Here is a 21105-nt window from a genome sequence, read left to right as displayed (position 1 = left end):
TCCATGAAAAACGCAACGTTTCACATCGTAGGGGCGGGACCCCGGGGAATCCACCGCCGCGCTGCCCCGAGAAATCCGGGCGCGATCAATAGACGTCGCGCACGTACCGTTTCTCGGCGACGAGCTGCTTCTTGAACGCCAGCGCGCCGTCCTCGCTCAATTTCCCGTGAATGCGAGCGATTTTCAGCAGGGCGTCATCGACATCCTTGGCCATGCGCGCGGCATCACCGCAGACGTAGAAGTGCCCACCGTCGCACAGCCACGACCACAATTCCGCTCCGTGCTCGATCATGCGGTGCTGCACATAGATTCGCTCCCGCTGATCCCGTGAGAATGCCAGATCCAGCCGGGTCAGGAAACCCGAGCGGAACATATCCTCCAGTTCGGTGCGGTAGTAGAAGTGCTCGTGCGCGTGCTGATCGCCGAAGAACAGCCAATTGCGGCCCTTGCAGCCCAGCGCCCGTCGCTCGTGCAGGAAACCGCGGAACGGTGCGATACCGGTGCCCGGGCCGACCATGATCATCGGCGCGTTCGGATCCAGCGGCGGCCGGAAATGCGGTGCGCGCTGCAGGAAGATCGGCACCTCGGCATCCGCGCGGTCGGCCAGGAAGGTCGAGCAGACCCCGCCGCGGCGCGCCGAATCCGCGGTCACCGGAGCGCCGTAGCGCACCACGCCGACGGTCAACTGCACCTCGTGCGGGCTCACCAGCGGACTCGACGAAATCGAATACTGGCGCGGCTGCAGCCTTTTCAGCACGCCGAGCCACTCCACCAGATCGGCCCGCACCGGGAAATCGCGCAGCACATCCACCGGCTGCCGATCCCACAGATACCCGTCCAGCTCATTGCGATTGTCCCGGCGCAGCAACTTCGCCAGTCGCACACTGGAATTGCGTTCCCCGATGAACGACAGCAGATCCGTGCTCACCTTGGTGATATCGAATCGGGTGCGCAGCGCCTCGGCGAGCGGGATCTCCCGATCATCGGCCTCGATGGTGCGGCGACCGTCCAAACCGGTGGCGTGCAGCCATTCCGCCACCAGCGCATCGGAATTGGACGGCCGAATACCCAGTGAATCCCCGACCTCATAGCTCGCGTCGAGTCCGCGCAGATCGAAGCCGAACTGCCGCACCTCTTTTCCGGATCCCCGTGAGAGCAGCTCATTGCGCGCGAGCCGCGCCGGAGCCGGTGCGGTGCGGGTGAACTGCGCGGTGGCGGTGGCCGTCACCGTGGACCCGCCGTTCCGGCGCGTGCTCGCCGGTGCCGGTGCGGGCGCCGGTGCCGGTCCCGGGTCGGCCGGGGCGTCCACCAGCGCGGCGATCACCTCGGTGAGCCAGCGCTCGGAGAGCTCTTCGTGATCGGGCTCGCTGTCCACCCGGGGGAGCAGGCGGGTCGCGCCACGCTTGGCGAACAATTCATCGAGTTTGCGGCCGTGACCGCAGAAATCGTCATAGGAGGAGTCGCCGAGGGCGAAGACGGCGTAGCGCATGCCGTTCAGCCGAGTTTCGCTGTCGCGCAATCGATCCCAGAAGTCCGAGCCGTTATCGGGCGGTCCGCCGTCGCCGAAGGTGCTGCTGATCACCAGTACGTCGCCGGTCAGATCGCTGAGTTGCGCGGCATTCATATCCAGCAGTCGAGGCGTGAAATCGGCGTCGGCCAGTGCGGTCGCGACACCGGCCGCGAGTTCTTCCGAGGTGCCGGTCTGCGAGGCCCAGAGCACCGTCACGGTCCCGGTGCCGGCGGTGATCCCACCGGCCGCGCCGTCCACGGCGCCGCCGTCATTTCCCGAGGGTGTCGAGAGGGTGTGCGGGCCACGGGAATACATGCCCGCGAGCAGCCCGTCGATCCACATCCGGCTGCCCGCCGAGATCGGCGCGGTCTCCGGCAGCACCGGCACCCCGCTCACCGGAATCGATTGCAGCGCGGCGAGATAGCCGCCGAGATAGATCCGCTCGGTCTCGCTCAGCGTCGGTGCGGTGGCGCGCTCCAGGCCGAGTATCGCCGACAGCGGATGCACACCGGCATCGGGTGCGGTGACCGTCGTGGTCACGGGTTCGGGCCGCGCCGGTGCCGAGACCACGGCGACCTTGCGCAATCGCACCGCGCACGCCTTGAATTCGGGCTGCAGCGAAGCCGGATCGACGGCGTCATTGGTGACCGCGTTGATGGTCAGGTATTCACCCTGCTCGTCATTCCAGTGGAACGGCGCGAAGCAGTTGCCCGGCAGCACCCGATCGCTGATTCGCACCGGCAGTACGGCTCGCCCACGGCGGGAGGCGATTTCGAGCTGATCATCCTCGCGGACCTCCAGTGCGGCGGCGTCCTGCGGATGCACCTCCAGGAACGGTTCACCATTCAGCTTCACCAGTTTGGCGATCTTGCCGGTCTTGGTCATGGTGTGCCACTGATGTTGCAGGCGACCGGTATTGAGCACGAACGGGTGATCCTCGTCCGGCATCTCGGCGGGCAGCAGATGCGGGCGCGGATAGAAGACCGCGCGGCGACTCGGGGTGGCGAACGCCAGCCGGGGCCGATGCCCCTCGGCATCGGTGTACAGCTCCTGGCTGACACCGTCGTTCACATAGCGAATCGGATTGCGCCGCTGTGCCGGATCCGGGCACGGCCACTGCATCGGTCCTTCGCGCAGGGCGTCATAGGTGATGCCGCGCAGATCGTATCCGGTGTTCGGATTCGTGAATTGCCTTATCTCCTCGAAGATTTCCGAGCTGTCGGCATAGTCGAATCCCGGAAATCCCATGGCCGTGGCGACCTGTGCGATCAATCGCCAATCCGGTCGCGCGTCACCGACCGGCGGCACCGACTGCCGCAGCAGGGTGAGGTTGCGTTCCGAATTCACCATCACCGCATCGGATTCCGCCCACAGCGTGGCGGGCAGCAGCAGATCGGCGTAGGCGTTGGTGGCGGTATCGGTGTACACGTCCTGGGCGATCACCAGCTCCGCGGCTTCCAGCCCGGCGATCACATTGCGCCGATTGGCCATGGAGGCAACGGGATTGCTGCACACGATCCAGCACGCCTTGATATCGCCGTCGGCGAGACCGCGGAACATCTCGACGGTGCCCGGTCCGGCCGCATCGCGAATGGTTCCGGGTTCGAGCCCCCACGCGGTCTCCACGAAGGTCCGGTCCGCGGCCGACAGCAGGTTGCGCTGACCGGGCAAGCCCGGGCCCATATAGCCCATTTCGCGCCCGCCCATGGCATTGGGCTGCCCGGTCAGCGAGAACGGTCCGGAGCCGGTGCGGCAGATGGCTCCGGTGGCCAAATGCAGGTTGATGATGGCATTGCTGGTCCAGGTGCCGTGCGTGGACTGATTCACGCCCATGGTCCACAGCGACATCCATTCGCCCGCCGCGCCGATCCATTCGGCGGCGGTGCGGATATCGGCCTCGGGCACCCCGGTCAATGGCGCGACCAGATCGGGGGAGTAGTCGGCCAGGAATTCCGGCATCGACTCCCAGCCCTCGGTGTGCTCGGCGATGAATTCGGCGTCCACGTCACCGTTTTCGACCAGCAGATGCAGCAGCCCGTTCAGCAGCGCCAGATCGGTGCCCGGCTTGATCTGCAGGAACAGATCCGCGCGGGCCGCGGTATCGGTGCGGCGCGGATCGACCACGATGAGTTTCGCGCCCGCCTTGAGCCGATCGGCCATGCGCAGGAACAGAATCGGATGGCAGTCGGCCATATTCGCGCCGATGGCGAAGAACAGATCCGCGTGATCGAGATCGTCATACGATCCGGGCGGCCCGTCCGCGCCCAGGGACTGCTTGTAGCCGGTGGCCGCGCTCGCCATGCAGAGCCGGGAATTGGCCTCCATATGCACGGTCCGGATATGGCCCTTGGCCAATTTCGTCGCCAGATACTGGGCTTCGATGGACATCTGCCCGGAAACGTAGAGCGACACCGCATCCGGGCCGTGCGCGTCGAGGATCTCGCGCAGTCGCCGCCCCGCCTCCAGCACGGCCTCGTCCACCGGCACCGGTACCGGCGGCTGTCCGCGTTCGGGACGCCGGTAGGCCGATTCCATCCGCCCGTCCGCGCGCATCATCTCCGCGTGCGTGGCGCCCTTGGTGCACAATCGGCCCGCGTTCACCGGATGCAGCCTGTCGCCGCTCACCTTGGCGATCACGGGTGCGCCCGCGGCATCGAGCGTGGTGTGCACGGTCATACCGCAGCCGACCCCGCAGTACGAGCACGCGGTCCGGACGCTCGTCGAGGGTGCGCTGGAATCCGGCATGGTTCCGATCTTCGTCATCCCCGATTGCGCCGGATTTACCGAAGGTTATCTCCAGGTGACTTTTACCCTCACAATCGTTCACCGCCGCCGTGAGGTGCGGAAACAGTGTGAAAACGGCCACACGGCCCGGCGGCTCAGCCCAGCTTGTAGCCGCGATGCAGGGCCACCGCGCCACCGGAGAGATTGCGCCACTTGACCTGCGACCAGCCCGCGTCCGCGATGCGCAGCGCCAGCTGCGACTGGGTCGGCCAGGCCCGAATGGAGTCGGCCAGATAGATGTAGGCCTCCGGATTGCTGGACACCCGCTTGGCGACCGCGGGCAGCGCCTTCATCAGGTACTCCATGTAGACCGTCCGGAACAGCGCGAAGGTCGGTGTGGAGAACTCCGCCACCACCAGCCGCCCGCCCGGCTTGGTCACCCGCAGCATCTCGCGCAGCGCGAGATCCGGATCGGACACATTGCGCAGGCCGTACGAGATGGTCACCGCGTCGAAGGACTCATCCGCGAACGGCAGCGCCATGGCATCGCCCGCCACCATCGGCACCCTGCGGAACCGCCCGGCGGACAGCATGCCCTGCGAGAAATCGGTGGCCACGCACCACGCCCCGGACTTGGCGAGCTCCAGGGTCGACACCCCGGTTCCGGCCGCCAGATCCAGCACCCGCTCACCGGGCCGCAGCGCCAAGGCTTTCCGGGTCGCCCACCGCCAATAGCGGTCCTGACCACCGGAAATCAGCGTATTGGTGAGGTCATAGCGCTTGGCCACCCCGTCGAACATGGAAGCGACCTCATGCGGCTGCTTATCCAACGAAGCCGTAACCAATTCCCGCCGCTCTGTATTCGCCACACCCGCACATTAGCTCGCGTCGCGCGTGCGCGACCAACGCCTGCGCGCCGCGCCGAACCAGCGCGCCGGAGGGGATCCGAGCAGCCACAGCGCGGGCAGTGCCACCAGCCACGTCACCACGATCACCGAGGCCGCCGGGATGATCGCGACACGGGCGTCGCGGCCCGCGACACGCACCAGGTCCGGATCGCCGCGCCGGTACTCGACATTGATGCGCTCACCCGCGGTCAGCTTGGTCGGGTAGAGCACGCCGACCTTCGGATTGTGGGTCTCGCCATCGGGCGTCACGAAGGTGACCGCGGAACGCAGCCGCCCGGCCGACAGCACCTCACCGCTGGTGGTGCCCATATCCGAGCTGATCAGATGGTCATCGCGCCAGGCCGCGAGCACCAGCAGCACCGAGAGCACGCTGATCGCGCAGGCCGCGACGGCGATCACCATACGGGTGCGCCGGAAGCGACTCGCCGATGGCTGCGCCTGTGCGCCGCTCGTCTCCGGCGCGGTGACAGACTGGCTGGTTTCCGACACTTCACCAGGCTATTCCATGACTGGACTACGGTAGCCGCCATGTCCCGTAAATTCAGCTTCACCGTGCAGTACAGCGTTCCGGTAGAAGAGCTTCACCGGGCACTGACCAACGACGAGATGTGGAACGCCCGCTTTGCGGACGCCACCACGGCAACACTGGACCTGTCCCACCCGGACGGCCCGGGCACGATTCGCATCCATATGACCGAAAAAGCACCCGAAGACAAGATTCCCGGCCTCGTGAAGAAGGTTCTCAAGAGCGACCTCGTGCTCGAGCGCACCGACACCTGGGGCGCACTGGAAGGCGATATCGCCAAGGGCACCTTCGCGGGCGCCTCCGGCGGCATCACCACCGAAATGGAGGGCACCTTCGAATTGCGGCCCACCGCCGAGGGTTCCGAGCTCGAGGCCGCCGGCGTCGTGACCGTCAAGGTCCCGCTGGTCGGCGGCGCCATCGAGCCGCTGGTGGAAAACCTGCTGGAGAAGGTGATGAACAGCGAGCGCAAGTCCGTCGAGGCCTGGTTCGCCGCGCAGAACGCCTGATCGGCTCGTAACTGTTCCAACCGAGAACCGTTGATAGCGGCGGTTTCTCATGTTCGAGGGGTACCCCGTGGCTGCGCCCACCCGCAGCCACGGGATTCCATGACCGCCCAGCCCGCGCCGGGCGGTGAGTGTGACGTAACCCGCGGGAAATACTTCGGCAAAGCCAGCTCTACATGAGCCGACCAGTCTCGATCACGAAAACCGCTCACCCACGAGCCTGATCGAGGAGTTATCGGTGGTCGAAGTACAAACCCGCGCGGCGAATTCCGTCGCGGCGACCAAGGAGACGCTGGAGGACTACACCCTCCGGTTCGCCCCGCGCAGTTACCGCACCTGGAGTCCGGCGGTGGTGGGCGTCTCGGCGCTCGGCGGTATCGCGTACCTCGCCGACTTCTCCATCGGCGCGAATATCGGCATCGCCAACGGCACCGGCAACGCGCTGCTCGGCATCGGCATCTTCGCGATCGTCATCATGCTGACCGGTTTCCCGCTCGCCTACTACGCCGCGCGCTACAATATCGACCTGGATCTGATCACCCGCGGCAGCGGATTCGGATACAAGGGGTCGATCGTCACCAATGTGGTGTTCGCGTCGTTCACCTTCATCTTCTTCGCGCTCGAGGGCTCGATCATGGCGCAGGGCCTGAAACTCGGCCTGCACGTACCACTTCCGCTCGGCTATCTCGCTTCGACGCTGCTGATCTTCCCGCTGGTCATCTACGGCATGAAGACACTCACCAAACTTCAGGTGTGGACCACCCCGCTGTGGCTGCTGCTGATGGTGCTGCCGTTCGTATTCCTGCTGGTGCGGCATCCGGATTCGGTCGGCACCTTTCTCGCTTACGGGGGCAAGGACGGACAGGGCGTGAGCCTCACCGGCGCGCTGCTCGCCGCCGGAGTGTGCCTCTCGCTCATCGCGCAGATCGCCGAGCAGATCGACTACCTGCGCTTCATGCCGCCCAAAACCCCTGAGAACAAGCGCAGTTGGTGGGGCTGGATGCTGCTCGCCGGGCCCGGCTGGGTGCTGTTCGGCGCGATCAAGCAGGTCGTCGGCCTGTTCCTCGCGGTCTACCTGATCGCGAATCTGCCCGGCGCACAGGACATCGCGAATCAGCCCGTGCACCAGTTCCTGGAGATCTACCGGGATATGATGCCCGCCTGGCTCGCCATGACCCTCGCGGTCGTGCTGGTCGTCATCAGCCAGATCAAAATCAATGTCACCAACGCCTATTCGGGCTCGCTGGCCTGGACCAACTCCTTCACCCGCATCACCAAGAACTACCCCGGCCGACTGGTCTTCCTCGGACTGAATCTGCTCATCGCGCTGATTCTGATGGAAGCCAATATGTTCGACTTCCTGAACAATATCCTCGGCTTCTACGCCAACTGCGGCATCGCCTGGATCGTCACCGTCGCAACCGATATCGCGGTCAACAAGTACCTGCTGAAGATCTCGCCCAAGCAGCCGGAATTCCGGCGCGGCATGCTCTACGACTACAACCCGGTCGGCCTGGTCGGCTTCGGACTGTCCGCGGTGCTGTCGATCATGACGTTCTTCGGGATCTTCGGTGAGACGCTGAAGCCGTACTCGCCGATCATCGCGGTCATCGTGTCCTTCGTGGCGACACCGCTGACCGCCATCCTCACCAAGGGCAAGTACTACCTGCGCCGCACCGACGACGGCATCGACGCGCCCATGTTCGATGAGCACGGCAATCCGTCGGGGGAGACCCTCACCTGCCACATCACCGGTATCGACTTCGAACGACCGGACATGATCGCCTCGCCGGTGCCCGGACCCGAAGGGGAGATCCAATACATCAGCTCACTGGCGCTCTCGACCGACAAGACGGGCGTTCACGTACTGCCGCCGCAGTGAAACCCGCCGCCGGAGCGGTCACGCGAAGGGCCGGAGCCTATCGAATCGCATCGAGGCCCGGCCCGCACCGCGCCACAACCGCGCGGTCAGATCCAGATCCTCATCGGTGACCAGATTGCCCATCACCCGGACCGCGGTGCGCTGCAACAGCTGTGAGCGCATCACCGGCGGACCACCGAACGGCACCGCGCGCGGATGCGTGGCCAGCGCCGCCAGCCGCCGCGCCACCGAATAGGTGCGGCCGTAGCGCTCGCGCAGCATATCCGGCCAGATACGGGTCAGATCCGGCTCGTCCAGCAGGCCCGAAAGCATATGGCCGCCTTCGAGTCCGTAGTCGATGCCCTCGCCGTTGAGCGGATTCACACAGCCCGCTGCATCGCCGACCAGTACCCAATTGCGGCCCGCCACATTGGATACGGCACCGCCCATGGGCAACAGCGCCGAAGCCACCGCGCGCGCTTCACCTTCGAAGCCCCACTCCTCCCGGCGCAGCGAGACATAGTGCTGCAAAAGCGGTTTCAGCGCGATATGCGAGGGCCGCTTTTCCGTCGCCAGCGAACCGACGCCGATATTGACCTCGCCGTTGCCGAGTGGGAACACCCACCCGTAGCCGGGCACCAATTCATTGTTCGCGTCCCGCAATTCGAGATGCGAGGAAATCCACGGATCATCGTGCCGCTCGGACCTGATGTACGCCCGCGCCGCGGTCCCGTACGCGTATTCGCGATGCCAGGTGCGCCCCAGCAGTTTTCCGACCGGCGACCGCACCCCGTCCGCCACGATGAGCACCTTGCAGGACACCGCCCGCAGCCCGCCCTCGGTCTTCACGGTGACCCCGGTGACCCGATCCCCGTCCCGCGCCACCTCCACGACCTTCGCGCCCTCGACCATGCGCGCGCCGAACTTCACCGCGGTATCGCGCAATTTGTCATCGAGTTCGGTTCGCGGAACGGCGCTTCCGTACACCGGGAACGATCCGGCGGGCCACGGCAGCAACGCCTCGTGCCCGAACCCGGCCATCCGCAGCCCGTGATTGACCGTATGCCCGCGCACCCACTCCCCGAGCCCCAAATGCTCCAGCTCGGCTGTGGCACGCGGAGTCAGCCCATCCCCGCACGTCTTGTCCCGCGGAAACACCGCCGAATCCAGCAGCAGCACATCACGCCCCGCCTGCGCCGCCCACGCCGCCGCCGCCGACCCCGCCGGGCCCGCCCCAACCACCAGCACATCGGCATGCGCGGGCAGAACATCCGAGGTGTGCCCCTGCTCCGGCGCGATTTCCGCTGAACCCATGGCGTCAATACTTGCAGCCCATCGTGATCGGTGTCGATGCGGCTGCGCCTTGTGCACGTGCATATCGTCACCCGCGACGGCGACCGACGCCATACTGCAGTGTTCTATTCATCGCACTACGGTGGTGTCCATAGGGGGCTGGGTGTCTACACGCTAGGTTCTTTGGCGTGGGGTCGGACGCGGCACTGGGAGATGAAATGAGCGCATCGGCTGTGAGCGATGAGAGCACGGTGGTGGCGGGGGTGGATCTCGGCGATCCCGAGCTCGCGGTGACAGTGCGTAAGGGCCTGGTCCAGGTAGAGGATCTGCTGATCACCGAACTGTCCGACGGCGAGGATTTCCTGCAGGAGGCGGCGCTGCATCTGGCCAAGGCCGGAGGTAAGCGCTTCCGGCCGCTGTTCACCATTCTCACCGGACAGCTCGGCCCGAATCCGGACAGCCCGGACCTGATCACCGCGGGGACGGTGGTCGAACTCGTGCACCTGGCGACCCTCTACCACGACGACGTCATGGACGAGGCCCCGATCCGGCGCGGTGCACCCAGCGTGAACTCCCGCTGGGGCAACAGCGTCGCCATCCTGGCCGGCGACTACCTGTTCGCACACGCCTCGCGCCTGGTCTCCACCCTCGGCCCGGACGCGGTGCGCATCATCGCCGAAACCTTCGCCGAACTGGTCACCGGCCAGATGCGGGAAACCATCGGCGCCCGGCAATCGCAGGATCCGGTCGAGCACTACCTGCGCGTGGTGTGGGAGAAGACCGGTTCGCTCATCGCGGCCTCGGGTCGCTTCGGCGGCACTTTCTCCGGCGCGGACCTGGACCATGTGGAGCGCCTGGCCCGGCTCGGCGACGCGGTCGGCACCGCCTTCCAGATCTCCGACGACATCATCGACATCTCCTCGGTGTCCGAACAGTCCGGCAAAACCCCCGGCACCGATCTGCGCGAGGGCGTGCACACCCTGCCCGTGCTCTACGCGCTGCGCGATGAGGGTTCCGAGGGCGATCGCCTGCGCAAACTGCTGGCCCGCCCGCTGGAGACCGACGCCGAGGTAGACGAGGCCCTGGATCTGCTCTCCCGCTCCCGCGGCATGGTGCTGGCCAAGGAGAAGCTGCACGGCTACGCCGATATCGCGCACGCCGAACTGTCCGCGCTGCCCGGCGGCCCGGCCAACGAGGCCCTCGAGCGGCTGGTCCGTTACACGATCGAACGAGTCGGCTGACAGGGGAACTTCGGAGCCGCCTTCCATCGTTGAGCAGGAGTAACGCAACGATGGAGGGGGCGCGGCAAAGGAGATCGGATGCACTCGCACGGGTATGCCAACGGCCTGAAGACCTTCGGGCTGTTGGTGGGCATGTCGGCGCTGATCGTGTTCGCCGGGGCCCTGTTTCGCAGTCCGACGATTCTGATCCTGTCGATCCTGATCGCCGTGGGCATGAACGCCTACGCGTATTTCAACAGCGACAAGCTGGCTCTCAAAGCCATGCACGCACAACCGGTGACCGAACTCGAGGCGCCGGTCATGTATCGCATCGTGCGCGAATTGGCCACCGCCGCAAGGCAACCCATGCCGCGGCTGTACATCAGTCCCACCAACGCGCCCAATGCCTTCGCCACCGGGCGCAATCCGCGCAATGCCGCGGTCTGCTGCACCACGGGCATTCTGCAGATCCTGGACGAGCGCGAATTACGCGCGGTGCTGGGCCATGAACTCTCGCACGTGTACAACCGCGACATCCTGATCTCCTCGGTCGCGGGAGCGCTGGCCTCGGTCATCTCCGGTCTGGCCAACCTCGCCTTCTTCGCCAGCGCCTTCGGCGGCAATCGCGATGGCCAGGGCCCGAATGTCATTGGCATTCTTCTGGTTTCGCTACTCGGGCCGATCGCGGCCTCGCTCATCAAGCTGGCCGTCTCGCGATCCCGCGAATATCAGGCCGACGAGGACGGCGCGGCCCTCACCGGCGACCCCCTGGCGCTCGCCTCAGCGCTCCGCAAGCTCGAACGCGGGGTGCAGGCCGCCCCGCTCCCGCCGGAGCCGCAGCTGACCGCACAGTCGCACCTGATGATCGCCAACCCCTTCCGCGCCGGCGACAAAATGGCGCGCTGGTTCTCCACCCACCCGCCCATGGCCGACCGCATCGCCCGCCTGGAAGCCATGGCGGGCGGCGCGAGCGGGCCGACCCCGGGTCCCCGCGAGTACTGATTCGAGGCGCGCCGGGCACGAAAAAAGGGGTCCGGAGGCTTGGGGCTCCCGGACCCCCTCTCCGGGGGTATGGGGGCGTAGCCCCACGGTTCCCGCTGCTCTAGCGGTAATTCACGAACTGCAGCGCGACCTCGAAATCGCCGTTGCGCAGCAGTGATTGGACCGCCTGCAAATCATCGCGGCTCTTGGAGCTGACCCGCAGCTCCTCACCCTGAATCTGCGCCTTGACGCCCTTGGGCCCCTCGTCGCGGATCTTCTTGGTGATCTTCTTGGCCTGCTCGGTGGTGATGCCCTGCACGAGCTCACCTGTGATTTTGTACACCTTGCCCGACGCCTGCGGATCGCCCGCGTCGAACGCCTTCATGGAGATATCCCGGCGAATCAGCTTCTCCTTGAACACATCCAGAGCCGCCTTGACGCGGTCTTCGGAATCGGCGGTGAGGATGATCTTCTCCTCGCCCGACCATTCGATGCTCGCGCCGGTGCCGCGGAAGTCGTAGCGGGTGGCCAGCTCTTTGGCCGCGATGTTCAGCGCGTTGTCCACCTCCTGACGGTCGACCTTGCTGACGACATCGAACGACGAATCGGCCACGCGTGTGCTCCTGTCCGAGATCGGAAAGTTGGGGGTTGCCCCGCCGAAGGTAGTCCGTCCGGCACCGCGTTTTCCAGCCGGTTTGCATTCCGGGCGGGTGTTCGATGTATTCTCGTCACCGCGCTGCAAGGCGTACCCAGGCAGATTGCCCGAGCGGCCAATGGGAGCGGACTGTAAATCCGTCGGCGAAAGCCTACGTAGGTTCGAATCCTACATCTGCCACCGCGAAACCCCCCGCGACCGGATCCGGTCTCGGGGGGTTTCGTGTTTTTCACCCTCGGTCGCGGGTGTGGTCGACGCCGTTGTCGACCAGCATGCGGCCTTGAGGTGGGAGTACCCACTCCAAACGCAGTAAAAACCTCTGATGACCAGCCGGTTTGGAGAGTGGGTGAGATGTTGTGTAACCTCGTTCAAGTCTTCAGCGCCCGGTTCGAAAGACCGGAGCAACGCAGACATGCCCCCTTAGCTCAGTCGGCAGAGCGTTTCCATGGTAAGGAAAAGGTCAACGGTTCGATTCCGTTAGGGGGCTCGCCGGATTGCCGGTGGTGTCACTCGGCATCCAGATCGATGGACCGGGCTCGCGCCGCCGCGAATCCTCGCATGGCGGTGTAGCTCAGTTGGTAGAGCAAACGACTCATAATCGTTGTGTCGCCGGTTCAAGTCCGGCCATCGCTACCCATACTGATTAACCACATCAGGCTTACCGGAAAGAGGGCGCATCGTGGCCGCGAAGTCCACTGATATCCGGCCAAAGATCACCTTGGCCTGCGAGCAGTGCAAGCACCGTAATTACATCACCAAGAAGAACCGGCGTAACGACCCGGATCGTCTCGAGCTCAAGAAGTTCTGCCCGAACTGCGGTACCCACCGGGCCCACCGCGAGTCTCGCTAACTTAACCCCGCGCGTTCTACCGCGTGGAAGAAGTGCCGGATCGGCTCGTCACTACGTCCTCCCTACCAGGGGTCAGTGGCACTCGGTCCGGCACTTGGTGTATATAGCGGTGGTTCAGCGCTCTGCCGATTCCGGTGACGGGATCAGATAGGTGACTTCCTGCCGTGACAATCAACACCGAAATCGAGATCGAATTGGGCAACTCCGAGGCGCTCGACCCGAGCGAGGTTTTCGACCCCGCCGCGCATGCCGCCGCCATGGTCGGCCACCACTACCGGGTGGAGGACTACTACGAGGTCGGCCGCGAGAAGGTGCGTGAATACGCCCGCGCCGTGCAGGACTACCACCCCGTGCACTGGGATGAGGACATCGCCCAGGAATACGGCTACGACAGCCTGGTCGCCCCGCTCAGTTTCATCTCCCTGGTCGGAATCCTGGCCCAGCGCAAGCTCTTCGAGCAGATCGTCACCGGCTACGACCTGAGCCAGATCATGCAGACCGATCAGATCCTGGAATTCCACCGCCCGATCAAGGCCGGCGACCAGTTGACCTGCATCGTCTACCTGCACTCGTTCCGCCAGGCGTTCGGCGGCGACATCATCGTCACCAAGAACGATGTGGTCGACCAGCACGACGAACTGGTGCTCACCACCTACACCACCCTGATCGGCCGCAGCGGTGGTGATATCGATCCCAATGTCGGTGACGCGGTACGCAATGTGCTCATGCACGGCGTCGGCCCGGAGGAGACCCCGGATCACAAGCCGCGCACGCTCGCGGTCGCGGATCTGCGGCCCCAGCCGGTGCCGGTCACGCTGCCGGGCAAGATCGTGCCGAGCAAGCACGCGCTGCGCTTCGAGGACGTGACCGTCGGCGATCCGCTGCCCACCCGCGTGGTGCGCCTCACCCGCGGCGATCTGGTGAACTACGCCGGCGTCTCCGGCGATGCCAACCCGATCCACTGGAGCGATGAGGTCGTCAAGCTCGTCGGCCTGGAAAACGTTGTGGCGCATGGCATGTTGACCATGGGCCTGGGTGGCGGCTTCGTCACCTCCTGGCTCGGCGATCCGGGCGCGGTGAAGGAGTACAACGTCCGTTTCACCAGTCCGGTGTACGTGCCCATCGACCAGGCCGCGGAGATCGAGTACACCGGCAAGGTGAAGTCGGTCGATCCGGAAACCCGCACCGCGGTGATCGCCATCGTCGCCAAATCACAGGGTCGCAAGATCTTCGGCCGCGCCACCGCGACCGTCCAATTGGCCTGATTCGACCGGTGACCCCCGATTGGCGATTGCCGCGCGAGGTAACGTAGACTCGGCAATCTGGGGTCACCAGCCGCTGCGCGCTGCTCCGAGGAGCGGCGCGTATGTATGTCAGGGCCCTGCTGTACAACTGAAGAGATACTGTGGTCGGACATTGAGCAATCGGCGTCCAACCGAAGGGGCGTAGCTCAATTGGCAGAGCAGCGGTCTCCAAAACCGCAGGTTGCAGGTTCAAGTCCTGTCGCCCCTGCCCTTAATGCCAGCGACGAGGAAGGATCGACGTGAGCGACGAGCGGGATACTCGCCACGAAGATGGCGATGACACCGCCGCAGTGGCTCGTCCGAGCGGCAAGCGGTCCGCCCGGCGTCGAAATGCGTCGGCCACGACCGTGGCGACGATCGATCGGCCCACGTCATCGGCGAAGGCAAGCAAGAAGTCCGGCAAGGCCGGTCGTGGCGGTACGGGCAATCCGTTCAAGCGCCTGGTGAAGTTCCTCAAAGAAGTAATCGCGGAACTGCGCAAGGTGATCTGGCCGAACCGCAAGCAGATGGTCACCTATACGAGCGTTGTTCTGGTGTTCGTGATCTTCATGATCGCGTACATCAGCGGGTTGGATCTGGCGTTCATCAAGGGTGTCAACTGGCTGTTCGGCTAGCTGACCGTCGGCGCCGGTAACCGTTCCCCGAGCAGAGGCGGGGCGCGGGGCCATCCGCCGGGTACCCCCCGGCGCGCACAGGATTACGTGACGACAAGGAAGCGAGTGCCCCAGTGAGCACCCCGGAGAACGGCACAACCGACGAATTCCAGGTCGACGAGCTGGTGGAGGAGACCACCGACGTCGATGAATTCGTGGACCCCGCCGACACGGAGGACGCTGAGCCGACCGCCGCAGAGCTGGCCGCACCCGTCGATGCCGAACCCGCCGATCCCGTCGCCGAAATGAAGGCCGCGCTGCGCCGCGCCCCCGGTGACTGGTACGTGATCCACTCCTACGCCGGTTACGAGAACAAGGTGAAGACCAATCTCGAGACCCGCGTGCAGAACCTCGGTCTCGAGGACTACATCTTCCAGGTCGAGGTTCCGACCGAAGAGGTCACCGAGATCAAGAACGGCCAGCGCAAGAACGTCAATCGCAAGGTGCTGCCGGGTTACATCCTGGTCCGCATGGAGCTGAACGACGAGTCCTGGGGCGCCGTCCGCAATACCCCCGGTGTGACCGGTTTCGTCGGCGCCACCTCGCGCCCGTCGCCGCTGTCCATCGACGATGTGGTGAAGTTCCTGGTCCCGGCCGCCAAGCAGCAGAAGCCCACCGCGGCAGCCGCTTCCGGCTCCGGCGAGACCTCGGGCGAGACCCCGATCATCAAGCCCACCATCGATGTGGACTTCGAGGTCGGCGAGTCCGTCACGGTCATGGACGGTCCGTTCGCCACCCTTCCGGCCAGCATTTCCGAGATCAATGCCGAGCAGCAGAAGCTCAAGGTGCTCGTCTCGATCTTCGGCCGTGAGACCCCGGTCGAGCTGGCGTTCACTCAGGTCGCCAAGATCTGACACCGACTTGCAAACCGCAAGAACCTAACCAAGGAAGAAAGATGCCCCCGAAGAAGAAGAAGGTCTCTGGGCTTATCAAGCTCCAGATCAAGGCCGGTGCGGCCAATCCGGCTCCGCCCGTCGGCCCCGCGCTGGGTCAGCACGGCGTCAACATCATGGAGTTCTGCAAGGCTTACAACGCCGCGACCGAGTCGCAGCGCGGGAACATCATCCCGGTCGAGATCACGGTCTACGAAGATCGTTCTTTCGATTTCAAGCTGAAGACCCCGCCTGCCTCGCAGCTGCTGCTCAAGGCCGCCGGTGTGCAGAAGGGCTCCGCCGAGCCGCACCGCAACAAGGTCGCGCAGGTCACCATGGATCAGATCCGTGAGATCGCCAAGACCAAGGCCGAAGATCTGAACGCCAACGATATCGATCAGGCCGCCAAGATCATCGCCGGTACCGCTCGCTCGATGGGTATCACCGTCGCGGAGTAGCCCTTTCGGCTGCAACTCCCGTGGGAGGGCCCGCCTGGCCCGAAAACCACGTCTGAACTTACGAACAGGACAGAACAACATGGCAAAACGAAGCAAGGCTTATCTCGAGGCGGCCGCCAAGGTCGACCGCGACTCGCTGTACGCACCGCTGGCCGCCGCGCGGCTCGCGAAGGAGACCGCCACCACGAAGACCGACGCGACCGTCGAGGTCGCCGTCCGTCTCGGTGTCGATCCCCGCAAGGCCGACCAGATGGTCCGCGGCACCGTCAACCTGCCGCACGGCACCGGTAAGACCGCCCGCGTCATCGTGTTCGCCGTCGGTGACAAGGCCGCCGAGGCCGAGGCCGCCGGTGCGGACGCCGTTGGCGCCGAGGACCTGATCGAGCGCATCCAGGGCGGTTGGCTGGACTTCGACGCCGCGATCGCCACCCCGGATCAGATGGCCAAGGTCGGTCGTATCGCTCGCGTGCTGGGCCCGCGTGGCCTGATGCCGAACCCGAAGACCGGCACCGTCACCCCCGATGTGACCAAGGCCGTCAACGACATCAAGGGCGGCAAGATCAACTTCCGCGTCGACAAGCAGGCCAACCTGCACTTCGTCATCGGCAAGGCGTCCTTCGACGACAAGAAGCTGGCGGAGAACTACGGCGCCGCCCTCGACGAGATCCTGCGCGTCAAGCCCTCCACCGCGAAGGGCCGCTACCTCAAGAAGGTGACGTTCTCGACGAACACCGGACCGGGCATCCCGGTGGATCCGAACCGCACCCGCAACTTCGCCGAAGAAGACTGATTTCTTCGACGGGCGAGCGTAGCAACGCATGAAGCCTGAAGGGCCGGTACGAATTTCGTACCGGCCCTTCGCTCGTTCACAGATCGTGGAGATTGCAGACGCCGCTGCCCGGAGCGAGCCCGCACAGCAGACGTGAGAACAATGACGGCAGTGGATTGACGGAGGCGGCCGATCCGGCTCGGAGCAGGCTGGATCCCGCGTCGACCCCGGCCGAACCGGTGCTTGCCGGCGGTATGACGTCGGCGTTCGCGGGGGCGATGGCCATTCCCGCGATGCCTGAGCAAAGTACTACGGCGGCAAGGGATTTGGTGAGTATGTGGCTCATGATGAGGACCTCCGGGGGTTCGTGTTCCGAACTCTAACGAGTCTCCACCAGATTGAAATACTGCAGTTTCACTGTCTTGTCACGGACCCGTTTTGGCGGATAGATGCACGTCCGCTATGCTGGTCCACGGTCACCGACCCGTTCGATGGCCACCCAATCGTTCTACCGAAGACCGTTGGTTGCTGCCGCGAGGCAGTCGAAGGTCCAGCGTTACTGCTGGCGGCCCACGCAGGGAGAGCCGAGGTTGGGAAACCGCTGCGAGTAATCGCCTTGTGTTTCTTATGCGCCCCGGGACTCTGCGTCCGCGGGGCGTTTGCTTTATCGCTGGCCCCTGGCGGAAGTCGGTAGTTCATCACGAACCGACCATCCAGAGAGGAGGCGAAGTATGGCAAACGCAGAGAAGGTCACCGCGGTAGCGGAGATCACGGAGCAGTTCAAGAGCTCGACGGCGACTGTCGTCACGGAATACCGTGGCCTGTCGGTCAGCAAGATCACCGAGCTGCGTCGTGCGCTCGGCAGCAATGTCAGCTACTCCGTCGCCAAGAACACCCTGGTCAAGCGTGCCGCCGCCGAGGCGGGCGTCGAAGGCCTGGATGACTTGTTCGTCGGTCCGACCGCTATCACCTTCATCAAGGGTGAGCCGGTCGACGCCGCGAAGGCGCTCAAGGCCTTCGCCAAGGACAACAAGGCGCTGATCATCAAGGGCGGCTACATGGACGGCGTCGCGCTGTCCGTTGCCGAAGTTGAGCGGATCGCCGACCTGGAGTCCCGCGAGGTCCTGCTGGCCAAGCTGGCCGGCGCCATGAAGGGCAACCTGTCGAAGGCCGCGGCGCTGTTCGCAGCCCCCGGCAACCAGCTCGCCCGCCTGTTCGCGGCGCTCGAGGAGAAGAAGGCGAACGAGGGTGGCGCTGCCGCTCCCGCCGCCGAGGCTCCTGCGGCCGACGCCGAATAAGTCACCACCCCAAACCTATTCGTCACCGCTCGCGCGGGGATGAACCACCGAAAGGAAACATCAATGGCTAACGTTGACGAGCTGCTCGAAACCTTCTCCGGCATGACCCTGCTCGAGCTCTCCGAGTTCGTGAAGGCGTTCGAGGACAAGTTCGAGGTCACCGCGGCTGCCCCCGTGGCCGTCGCCGCCGCCGGTGGCGCTGCCCCGGTCGAGGCCGCCGAAGAGCAGGACGAGTTCGATGTTGTCATCGAGTCGGCCGGCGACAAGAAGATCCAGGTCATCAAGGTCGTTCGCGAGATCGTCTCCGGCCTGGGCCTGAAGGAAGCCAAGGACCTCGTCGAGAGCGCCCCGAAGGCCATCCTGGAGAAGGTCAACAAGGAGGCCGCCGACGCCGCCAAGGCCAAGCTCGAAGAGGCCGGCGCCAAGATCACCGTCAAGTAAGAAATCCCCAACTCTCGGGACTCTCAGGGGCTTCGCCCCTGAAACCCCAAGAGCGGTTCGGGGCCCGGTCCCGAAGCCCGGATTCTGTTCGGGCGGCTTACTTGAAAAAGAGCGGTTCCCTTTGGGGGACCGCTCTTTTCGCGTATTCCAGTCCTCGTAATAACGTCGTTATTGCCCGCTCCGGAATGTTTCGTTACTGACCGGTCAGGTCTCGGTGTCCGAGACGGGGCTTATGCGATACAGTGACCGGACCTACTGTGATGCGCCACACCGCGCAATGCATCAGTGCAATTAGTGCAAGTGAGGGTCGCCGCAGTGGGGCGCTCGTCGGAGAAATTGTGGAGGTTGGCGTGGGCGTCGAGGTCAGGACCGAAGGCATCACCAAGTCGTTCGGTTCGCAACGGATTTGGCAGGACGTCTCACTGACGCTGCCGTCGGGGGAAGTCAGCGCGTTGCTCGGCCCCTCCGGTACCGGTAAGTCGGTGTTCCTGAAGTCGCTGATCGGCCTGTTGCGGCCGGAGCGCGGTTCCATCTACATCGACGGCACCGATATCACCACCTGCTCCAACAAGGAGCTCTACGAGATTCGTAAGTTGTTCGGCGTTCTGTTCCAGGACGGCGCGCTCTTCGGCTCGATGAACCTGTTCGACAATGTCGCGTTCCCGCTTCGTGAGCACACGAAGAAGAGTGAATCCGATATCAAGAAGATCGTCATGGAGAAGCTCGAGCTGACCGGTCTGCTCGGTGCCGAAGGCAAGCTCCCGGGCGAGATCTCCGGTGGTATGCGCAAGCGCGCCGGCCTGGCTCGCGCCCTGGTGCTGGACCCGCAGATCATCCTGGTCGACGAGCCGGACTCCGGTCTGGATCCTGTTCGTACCACCTATCTTTCGCAGCTGTTGATCGATATCAACGCGCAGATCGACGCGACGATCCTGATCGTCACGCACAACATCAACCTGGCGCGTTCGGTGCCGGACAACATCGGCATGCTGTTCCGCCGCAACCTGGTCATGTTCGGCCCCCGCGAGGTGCTGCTGACCTCGGACGAGCCGGTGGTGAAGCAGTTCCTGAACGGCCGCATGCAGGGCCCGATCGGTATGTCCGAGGAGAAGGACGAATCGCAGATGGCCCGCGAGCAGGCCATGTTCGACGCCGGTCACCACGCCGGTGGCGCGGAAGAGGTCGAGGGCATCATCCCGCAGATGAAGGCGCAGCCGGGTATGCCCGTGCGTGCCGCCGTGGGCCGTCGCCGCGAGCGCGTTCGCCAGATCCTGCACACCCTGCCGCCCGCCGCGCAGGAGGCGATTCGGCACTCCATGGAGGAGAACGGCGACGCCGACACACAGGTGATGCCCGCCTACACGGGCGGGTATGACGCCACCGTTCGCCACAACCTGACTAACGGGTAACATACCGCCCGTGAATCAAACCCTGACGCGGCTGCGCACCCCGGTCGAGTCGGGTCTTGCCCAGGCCGGCAACATCTTCGCGCTCCTATTGGATGTTATGCGGAAGACTTTCCGCCGGCCCTTCCAGTGGCGGGAATTCATCGAACAGTCGTGGTTCATCGCGAGTGTGTCGATCCTTCCCGCCGCCCTGGTGGCAATCCCGTTCGGCGCAGTGGTAGCCCTGCAGACCGGCTCGCTCATCAAGCAGCTCGGCGCAGAAGCATTCACCGGTGCCACCAGCGTGCTCGCAACCGTGCAGCAAGCCGCTCCGGTGGTCACCGCCCTGATCATCGCCGGTGCCGCCGGCTCCGCCGTGGCCGCCGATCTCGGCTCGCGCACCATTCGCGAGGAGATCGACGCCATGGAGGTGCTGGGCATCGATCCCATTCAGCGCCTGGTGGTTCCGCGCGTGCTCGGCATGATGCTGGTCGCGCTGCTCATGAACGGCTTGGTCGCGGTCGTCGGCATCTGCGGCGGCTATTTCTTCAATGTGGGTCTGCAGGGCGGTACGCCCGGCGCCTACCTGGCTTCGTTCTCCGCGCTCGCCCAGTTGCCCGACCTTTGGATCGGCGAGATCAAGGCCCTCATCTTCGGACTCGTGGCCGGCGTTATCGCCGCCTACAAGGGTCTGCATCCAAAAGGGGGACCGAAAGGAGTAGGTGACGCCGTGAACCAGTCCGTGGTTATCACGTTCCTGGTGCTGTTCTTCCTGAACCTGGTGCTGACCCTGATTTACCTTCAGGTCGTCCCGGCCAAGGGCGCGTGATCCATGGTTGTTTCGCAGCGCACCAACGCGATTCAGCGGGGGGCGCGCCGGTTCTCCGGTGTCGC

At 64.9% G+C, this 21105-nt stretch carries 20 protein-coding genes and 4 tRNA genes; 18 read left to right on the top strand and 6 right to left on the bottom strand.

Annotation, left to right across the window (positions count from 1 at the left end; all coding sequences use genetic code 11):
• Nucleotides 1-85: 85 nt before the first annotated feature.
• The 3 genes from AB0L82_RS28530 to AB0L82_RS28520 all read right to left on the bottom strand — a co-directional run bounded on the left by AB0L82_RS28530 (nucleotide 86) and on the right by AB0L82_RS28520 (nucleotide 5544).
• Nucleotides 86-4273, bottom strand: a complete 4188-nt coding sequence (locus AB0L82_RS28530) for a bifunctional nitrate reductase/sulfite reductase flavoprotein subunit alpha (RefSeq protein ID WP_364642843.1) — start codon at nucleotides 4271-4273, stop codon at nucleotides 86-88.
• Nucleotides 4274-4389: 116 nt separating this feature from the next.
• On the bottom strand, nucleotides 4390-5103 hold the full coding sequence (locus tag AB0L82_RS28525) for a demethylmenaquinone methyltransferase (RefSeq protein WP_364642841.1): 714 nt from the start codon (nucleotides 5101-5103) through the stop codon (nucleotides 4390-4392).
• Between the two features lie 9 nt (nucleotides 5104-5112).
• On the bottom strand, nucleotides 5113-5544 hold the full coding sequence (locus AB0L82_RS28520; protein ID WP_364643001.1) for a DUF3592 domain-containing protein: 432 nt from the start codon (nucleotides 5542-5544) through the stop codon (nucleotides 5113-5115).
• Between the two features lie 126 nt (nucleotides 5545-5670).
• On the opposite strand from AB0L82_RS28520, the gene AB0L82_RS28515 reads away from it, so the two are divergent.
• Nucleotides 5671-6174: a DUF2505 domain-containing protein gene (locus tag AB0L82_RS28515; protein WP_364642837.1), complete on the top strand. Its 504-nt coding sequence runs from the start codon at nucleotides 5671-5673 to the stop codon at nucleotides 6172-6174.
• Nucleotides 6175-6409: 235 nt separating this feature from the next.
• Nucleotides 6410-8053 (top strand): hypothetical protein, encoded by a 1644-nt coding sequence (locus AB0L82_RS28510; RefSeq protein WP_364642835.1) that lies wholly within the window; start codon nucleotides 6410-6412, stop codon nucleotides 8051-8053.
• An 18-nt stretch (nucleotides 8054-8071) separates the two neighbouring features.
• On the opposite strand, the gene AB0L82_RS28505 is transcribed toward AB0L82_RS28510, so the two are convergent.
• Complete coding sequence (locus AB0L82_RS28505) at nucleotides 8072-9346, bottom strand: geranylgeranyl reductase family protein (RefSeq protein WP_364642833.1); 1275 nt, start codon at nucleotides 9344-9346, stop codon at nucleotides 8072-8074.
• Nucleotides 9347-9543: 197 nt separating this feature from the next.
• Between AB0L82_RS28505 and AB0L82_RS28500 the strand changes: the two genes are divergently transcribed.
• Nucleotides 9544-10566 carry a polyprenyl synthetase family protein gene (locus tag AB0L82_RS28500; RefSeq protein ID WP_364642831.1) on the top strand — a complete coding sequence of 341 codons (1023 nt, stop codon included), beginning with the start codon at nucleotides 9544-9546 and terminating at the stop codon, nucleotides 10564-10566.
• Nucleotides 10567-10644: 78 nt separating this feature from the next.
• Nucleotides 10645-11547: a zinc metalloprotease HtpX gene (gene htpX / locus AB0L82_RS28495; protein ID WP_364642829.1), complete on the top strand. Its 903-nt coding sequence runs from the start codon at nucleotides 10645-10647 to the stop codon at nucleotides 11545-11547.
• 100 nt (nucleotides 11548-11647) lie between these two features.
• Here the strand turns inward: htpX and AB0L82_RS28490 are convergent, their stop codons facing one another.
• Complete coding sequence (locus tag AB0L82_RS28490) at nucleotides 11648-12139, bottom strand: YajQ family cyclic di-GMP-binding protein (protein ID WP_364642827.1); 492 nt, start codon at nucleotides 12137-12139, stop codon at nucleotides 11648-11650.
• A gap of 139 nt (nucleotides 12140-12278) precedes the next feature.
• On the opposite strand from AB0L82_RS28490, the gene AB0L82_RS28485 reads away from it, so the two are divergent.
• The 10 genes from AB0L82_RS28485 to rplA all read left to right on the top strand — a co-directional run bounded on the left by AB0L82_RS28485 (nucleotide 12279) and on the right by rplA (nucleotide 17108).
• Nucleotides 12279-12361, top strand: a tRNA-Tyr gene (locus AB0L82_RS28485).
• A 234-nt stretch (nucleotides 12362-12595) separates the two neighbouring features.
• A tRNA-Thr gene (locus tag AB0L82_RS28480) sits at nucleotides 12596-12668 on the top strand.
• Nucleotides 12669-12741: 73 nt separating this feature from the next.
• Nucleotides 12742-12814: transfer RNA gene (locus tag AB0L82_RS28475), tRNA-Met, on the top strand.
• Nucleotides 12815-12860: 46 nt separating this feature from the next.
• The gene (gene rpmG, locus AB0L82_RS28470) at nucleotides 12861-13031 is read left to right on the top strand and encodes a 50S ribosomal protein L33 (protein ID WP_029925945.1); all 171 of its coding nucleotides are present in this window, start codon (nucleotides 12861-12863) and stop codon (nucleotides 13029-13031) included.
• Between the two features lie 257 nt (nucleotides 13032-13288).
• Nucleotides 13289-14296, top strand: coding sequence for a fused (3R)-hydroxyacyl-ACP dehydratase subunits HadA/HadB (locus AB0L82_RS28465; RefSeq protein ID WP_364642999.1), 1008 nt, complete (start codon nucleotides 13289-13291; stop codon nucleotides 14294-14296).
• Between the two features lie 174 nt (nucleotides 14297-14470).
• Nucleotides 14471-14543 (top strand) — tRNA-Trp (locus tag AB0L82_RS28460).
• Nucleotides 14544-14574: 31 nt separating this feature from the next.
• Nucleotides 14575-14949 carry a preprotein translocase subunit SecE gene (secE, locus tag AB0L82_RS28455; protein ID WP_364642825.1) on the top strand — a complete coding sequence of 125 codons (375 nt, stop codon included), beginning with the start codon at nucleotides 14575-14577 and terminating at the stop codon, nucleotides 14947-14949.
• Nucleotides 14950-15062: 113 nt separating this feature from the next.
• Nucleotides 15063-15842, top strand: coding sequence for a transcription termination/antitermination protein NusG (gene nusG / locus AB0L82_RS28450; protein WP_364642823.1), 780 nt, complete (start codon nucleotides 15063-15065; stop codon nucleotides 15840-15842).
• Nucleotides 15843-15883: 41 nt separating this feature from the next.
• Nucleotides 15884-16318 carry a 50S ribosomal protein L11 gene (rplK, locus tag AB0L82_RS28445; protein WP_364642821.1) on the top strand — a complete coding sequence of 145 codons (435 nt, stop codon included), beginning with the start codon at nucleotides 15884-15886 and terminating at the stop codon, nucleotides 16316-16318.
• 79 nt (nucleotides 16319-16397) lie between these two features.
• Nucleotides 16398-17108, top strand: a complete 711-nt coding sequence (rplA, locus tag AB0L82_RS28440) for a 50S ribosomal protein L1 (RefSeq protein WP_364642819.1) — start codon at nucleotides 16398-16400, stop codon at nucleotides 17106-17108.
• A 76-nt stretch (nucleotides 17109-17184) separates the two neighbouring features.
• On the opposite strand, the gene AB0L82_RS28435 is transcribed toward rplA, so the two are convergent.
• Nucleotides 17185-17433 (bottom strand): hypothetical protein, encoded by a 249-nt coding sequence (locus AB0L82_RS28435; RefSeq protein ID WP_364642817.1) that lies wholly within the window; start codon nucleotides 17431-17433, stop codon nucleotides 17185-17187.
• Nucleotides 17434-17818: 385 nt separating this feature from the next.
• On the opposite strand from AB0L82_RS28435, the gene rplJ reads away from it, so the two are divergent.
• From rplJ to AB0L82_RS28415, 4 genes are all read left to right on the top strand, one after another.
• Complete coding sequence (gene rplJ, locus AB0L82_RS28430) at nucleotides 17819-18385, top strand: 50S ribosomal protein L10 (RefSeq protein WP_364642815.1); 567 nt, start codon at nucleotides 17819-17821, stop codon at nucleotides 18383-18385.
• Between the two features lie 63 nt (nucleotides 18386-18448).
• Nucleotides 18449-18826 (top strand): 50S ribosomal protein L7/L12, encoded by a 378-nt coding sequence (gene rplL, locus AB0L82_RS28425; protein ID WP_364642813.1) that lies wholly within the window; start codon nucleotides 18449-18451, stop codon nucleotides 18824-18826.
• A 350-nt stretch (nucleotides 18827-19176) separates the two neighbouring features.
• On the top strand, nucleotides 19177-20235 hold the full coding sequence (locus AB0L82_RS28420) for an ABC transporter ATP-binding protein (RefSeq protein WP_364642811.1): 1059 nt from the start codon (nucleotides 19177-19179) through the stop codon (nucleotides 20233-20235).
• A 97-nt stretch (nucleotides 20236-20332) separates the two neighbouring features.
• The gene (locus AB0L82_RS28415) at nucleotides 20333-21040 is read left to right on the top strand and encodes an ABC transporter permease (RefSeq protein WP_364642997.1); all 708 of its coding nucleotides are present in this window, start codon (nucleotides 20333-20335) and stop codon (nucleotides 21038-21040) included.
• Nucleotides 21041-21105: the final 65 nt, after the last annotated feature.

The sequence above is a fragment of the Nocardia sp. NPDC052001 genome (genome assembly GCF_040680615.1).
Lineage (GTDB): Bacteria > Actinomycetota > Actinomycetes > Mycobacteriales > Mycobacteriaceae > Nocardia.
The sequence above is the reverse complement of the archived record's forward strand: the minus strand, read 5'-3'. Positions and strand labels throughout refer to the sequence as shown.

Bases quoted from the DNA above. Each gene is read 5' to 3' on its own strand.
- AB0L82_RS28530 (WP_364642843.1), bottom strand. From the start codon at position 4,273: ATGACGAAGATCGGAACCATGCCGGATTCCAGCGCACCCTCGACGAGC.
- AB0L82_RS28520 (WP_364643001.1), bottom strand. From the start codon at position 5,544: ATGGTGATCGCCGTCGCGGCCTGCGCGATCAGCGTGCTCTCGGTGCTG.
- AB0L82_RS28515 (WP_364642837.1), top strand. From the start codon at position 5,671: ATGTCCCGTAAATTCAGCTTCACCGTGCAGTACAGCGTTCCGGTAGAA.
- AB0L82_RS28505 (WP_364642833.1), bottom strand. From the start codon at position 9,346: ATGGGTTCAGCGGAAATCGCGCCGGAGCAGGGGCACACCTCGGATGTT.
- AB0L82_RS28500 (WP_364642831.1), top strand. From the start codon at position 9,544: ATGAGCGCATCGGCTGTGAGCGATGAGAGCACGGTGGTGGCGGGGGTG.
- htpX (WP_364642829.1), top strand. From the start codon at position 10,645: ATGCACTCGCACGGGTATGCCAACGGCCTGAAGACCTTCGGGCTGTTG.
- AB0L82_RS28465 (WP_364642999.1), top strand. From the start codon at position 13,289: ATGGTCGGCCACCACTACCGGGTGGAGGACTACTACGAGGTCGGCCGC.
- rplK (WP_364642821.1), top strand. From the start codon at position 15,884: ATGCCCCCGAAGAAGAAGAAGGTCTCTGGGCTTATCAAGCTCCAGATC.
- rplA (WP_364642819.1), top strand. From the start codon at position 16,398: ATGGCAAAACGAAGCAAGGCTTATCTCGAGGCGGCCGCCAAGGTCGAC.
- AB0L82_RS28435 (WP_364642817.1), bottom strand. From the start codon at position 17,433: ATGAGCCACATACTCACCAAATCCCTTGCCGCCGTAGTACTTTGCTCA.
- rplJ (WP_364642815.1), top strand. From the start codon at position 17,819: ATGGCAAACGCAGAGAAGGTCACCGCGGTAGCGGAGATCACGGAGCAG.
- rplL (WP_364642813.1), top strand. From the start codon at position 18,449: ATGGCTAACGTTGACGAGCTGCTCGAAACCTTCTCCGGCATGACCCTG.
- AB0L82_RS28415 (WP_364642997.1), top strand. From the start codon at position 20,333: ATGCGGAAGACTTTCCGCCGGCCCTTCCAGTGGCGGGAATTCATCGAA.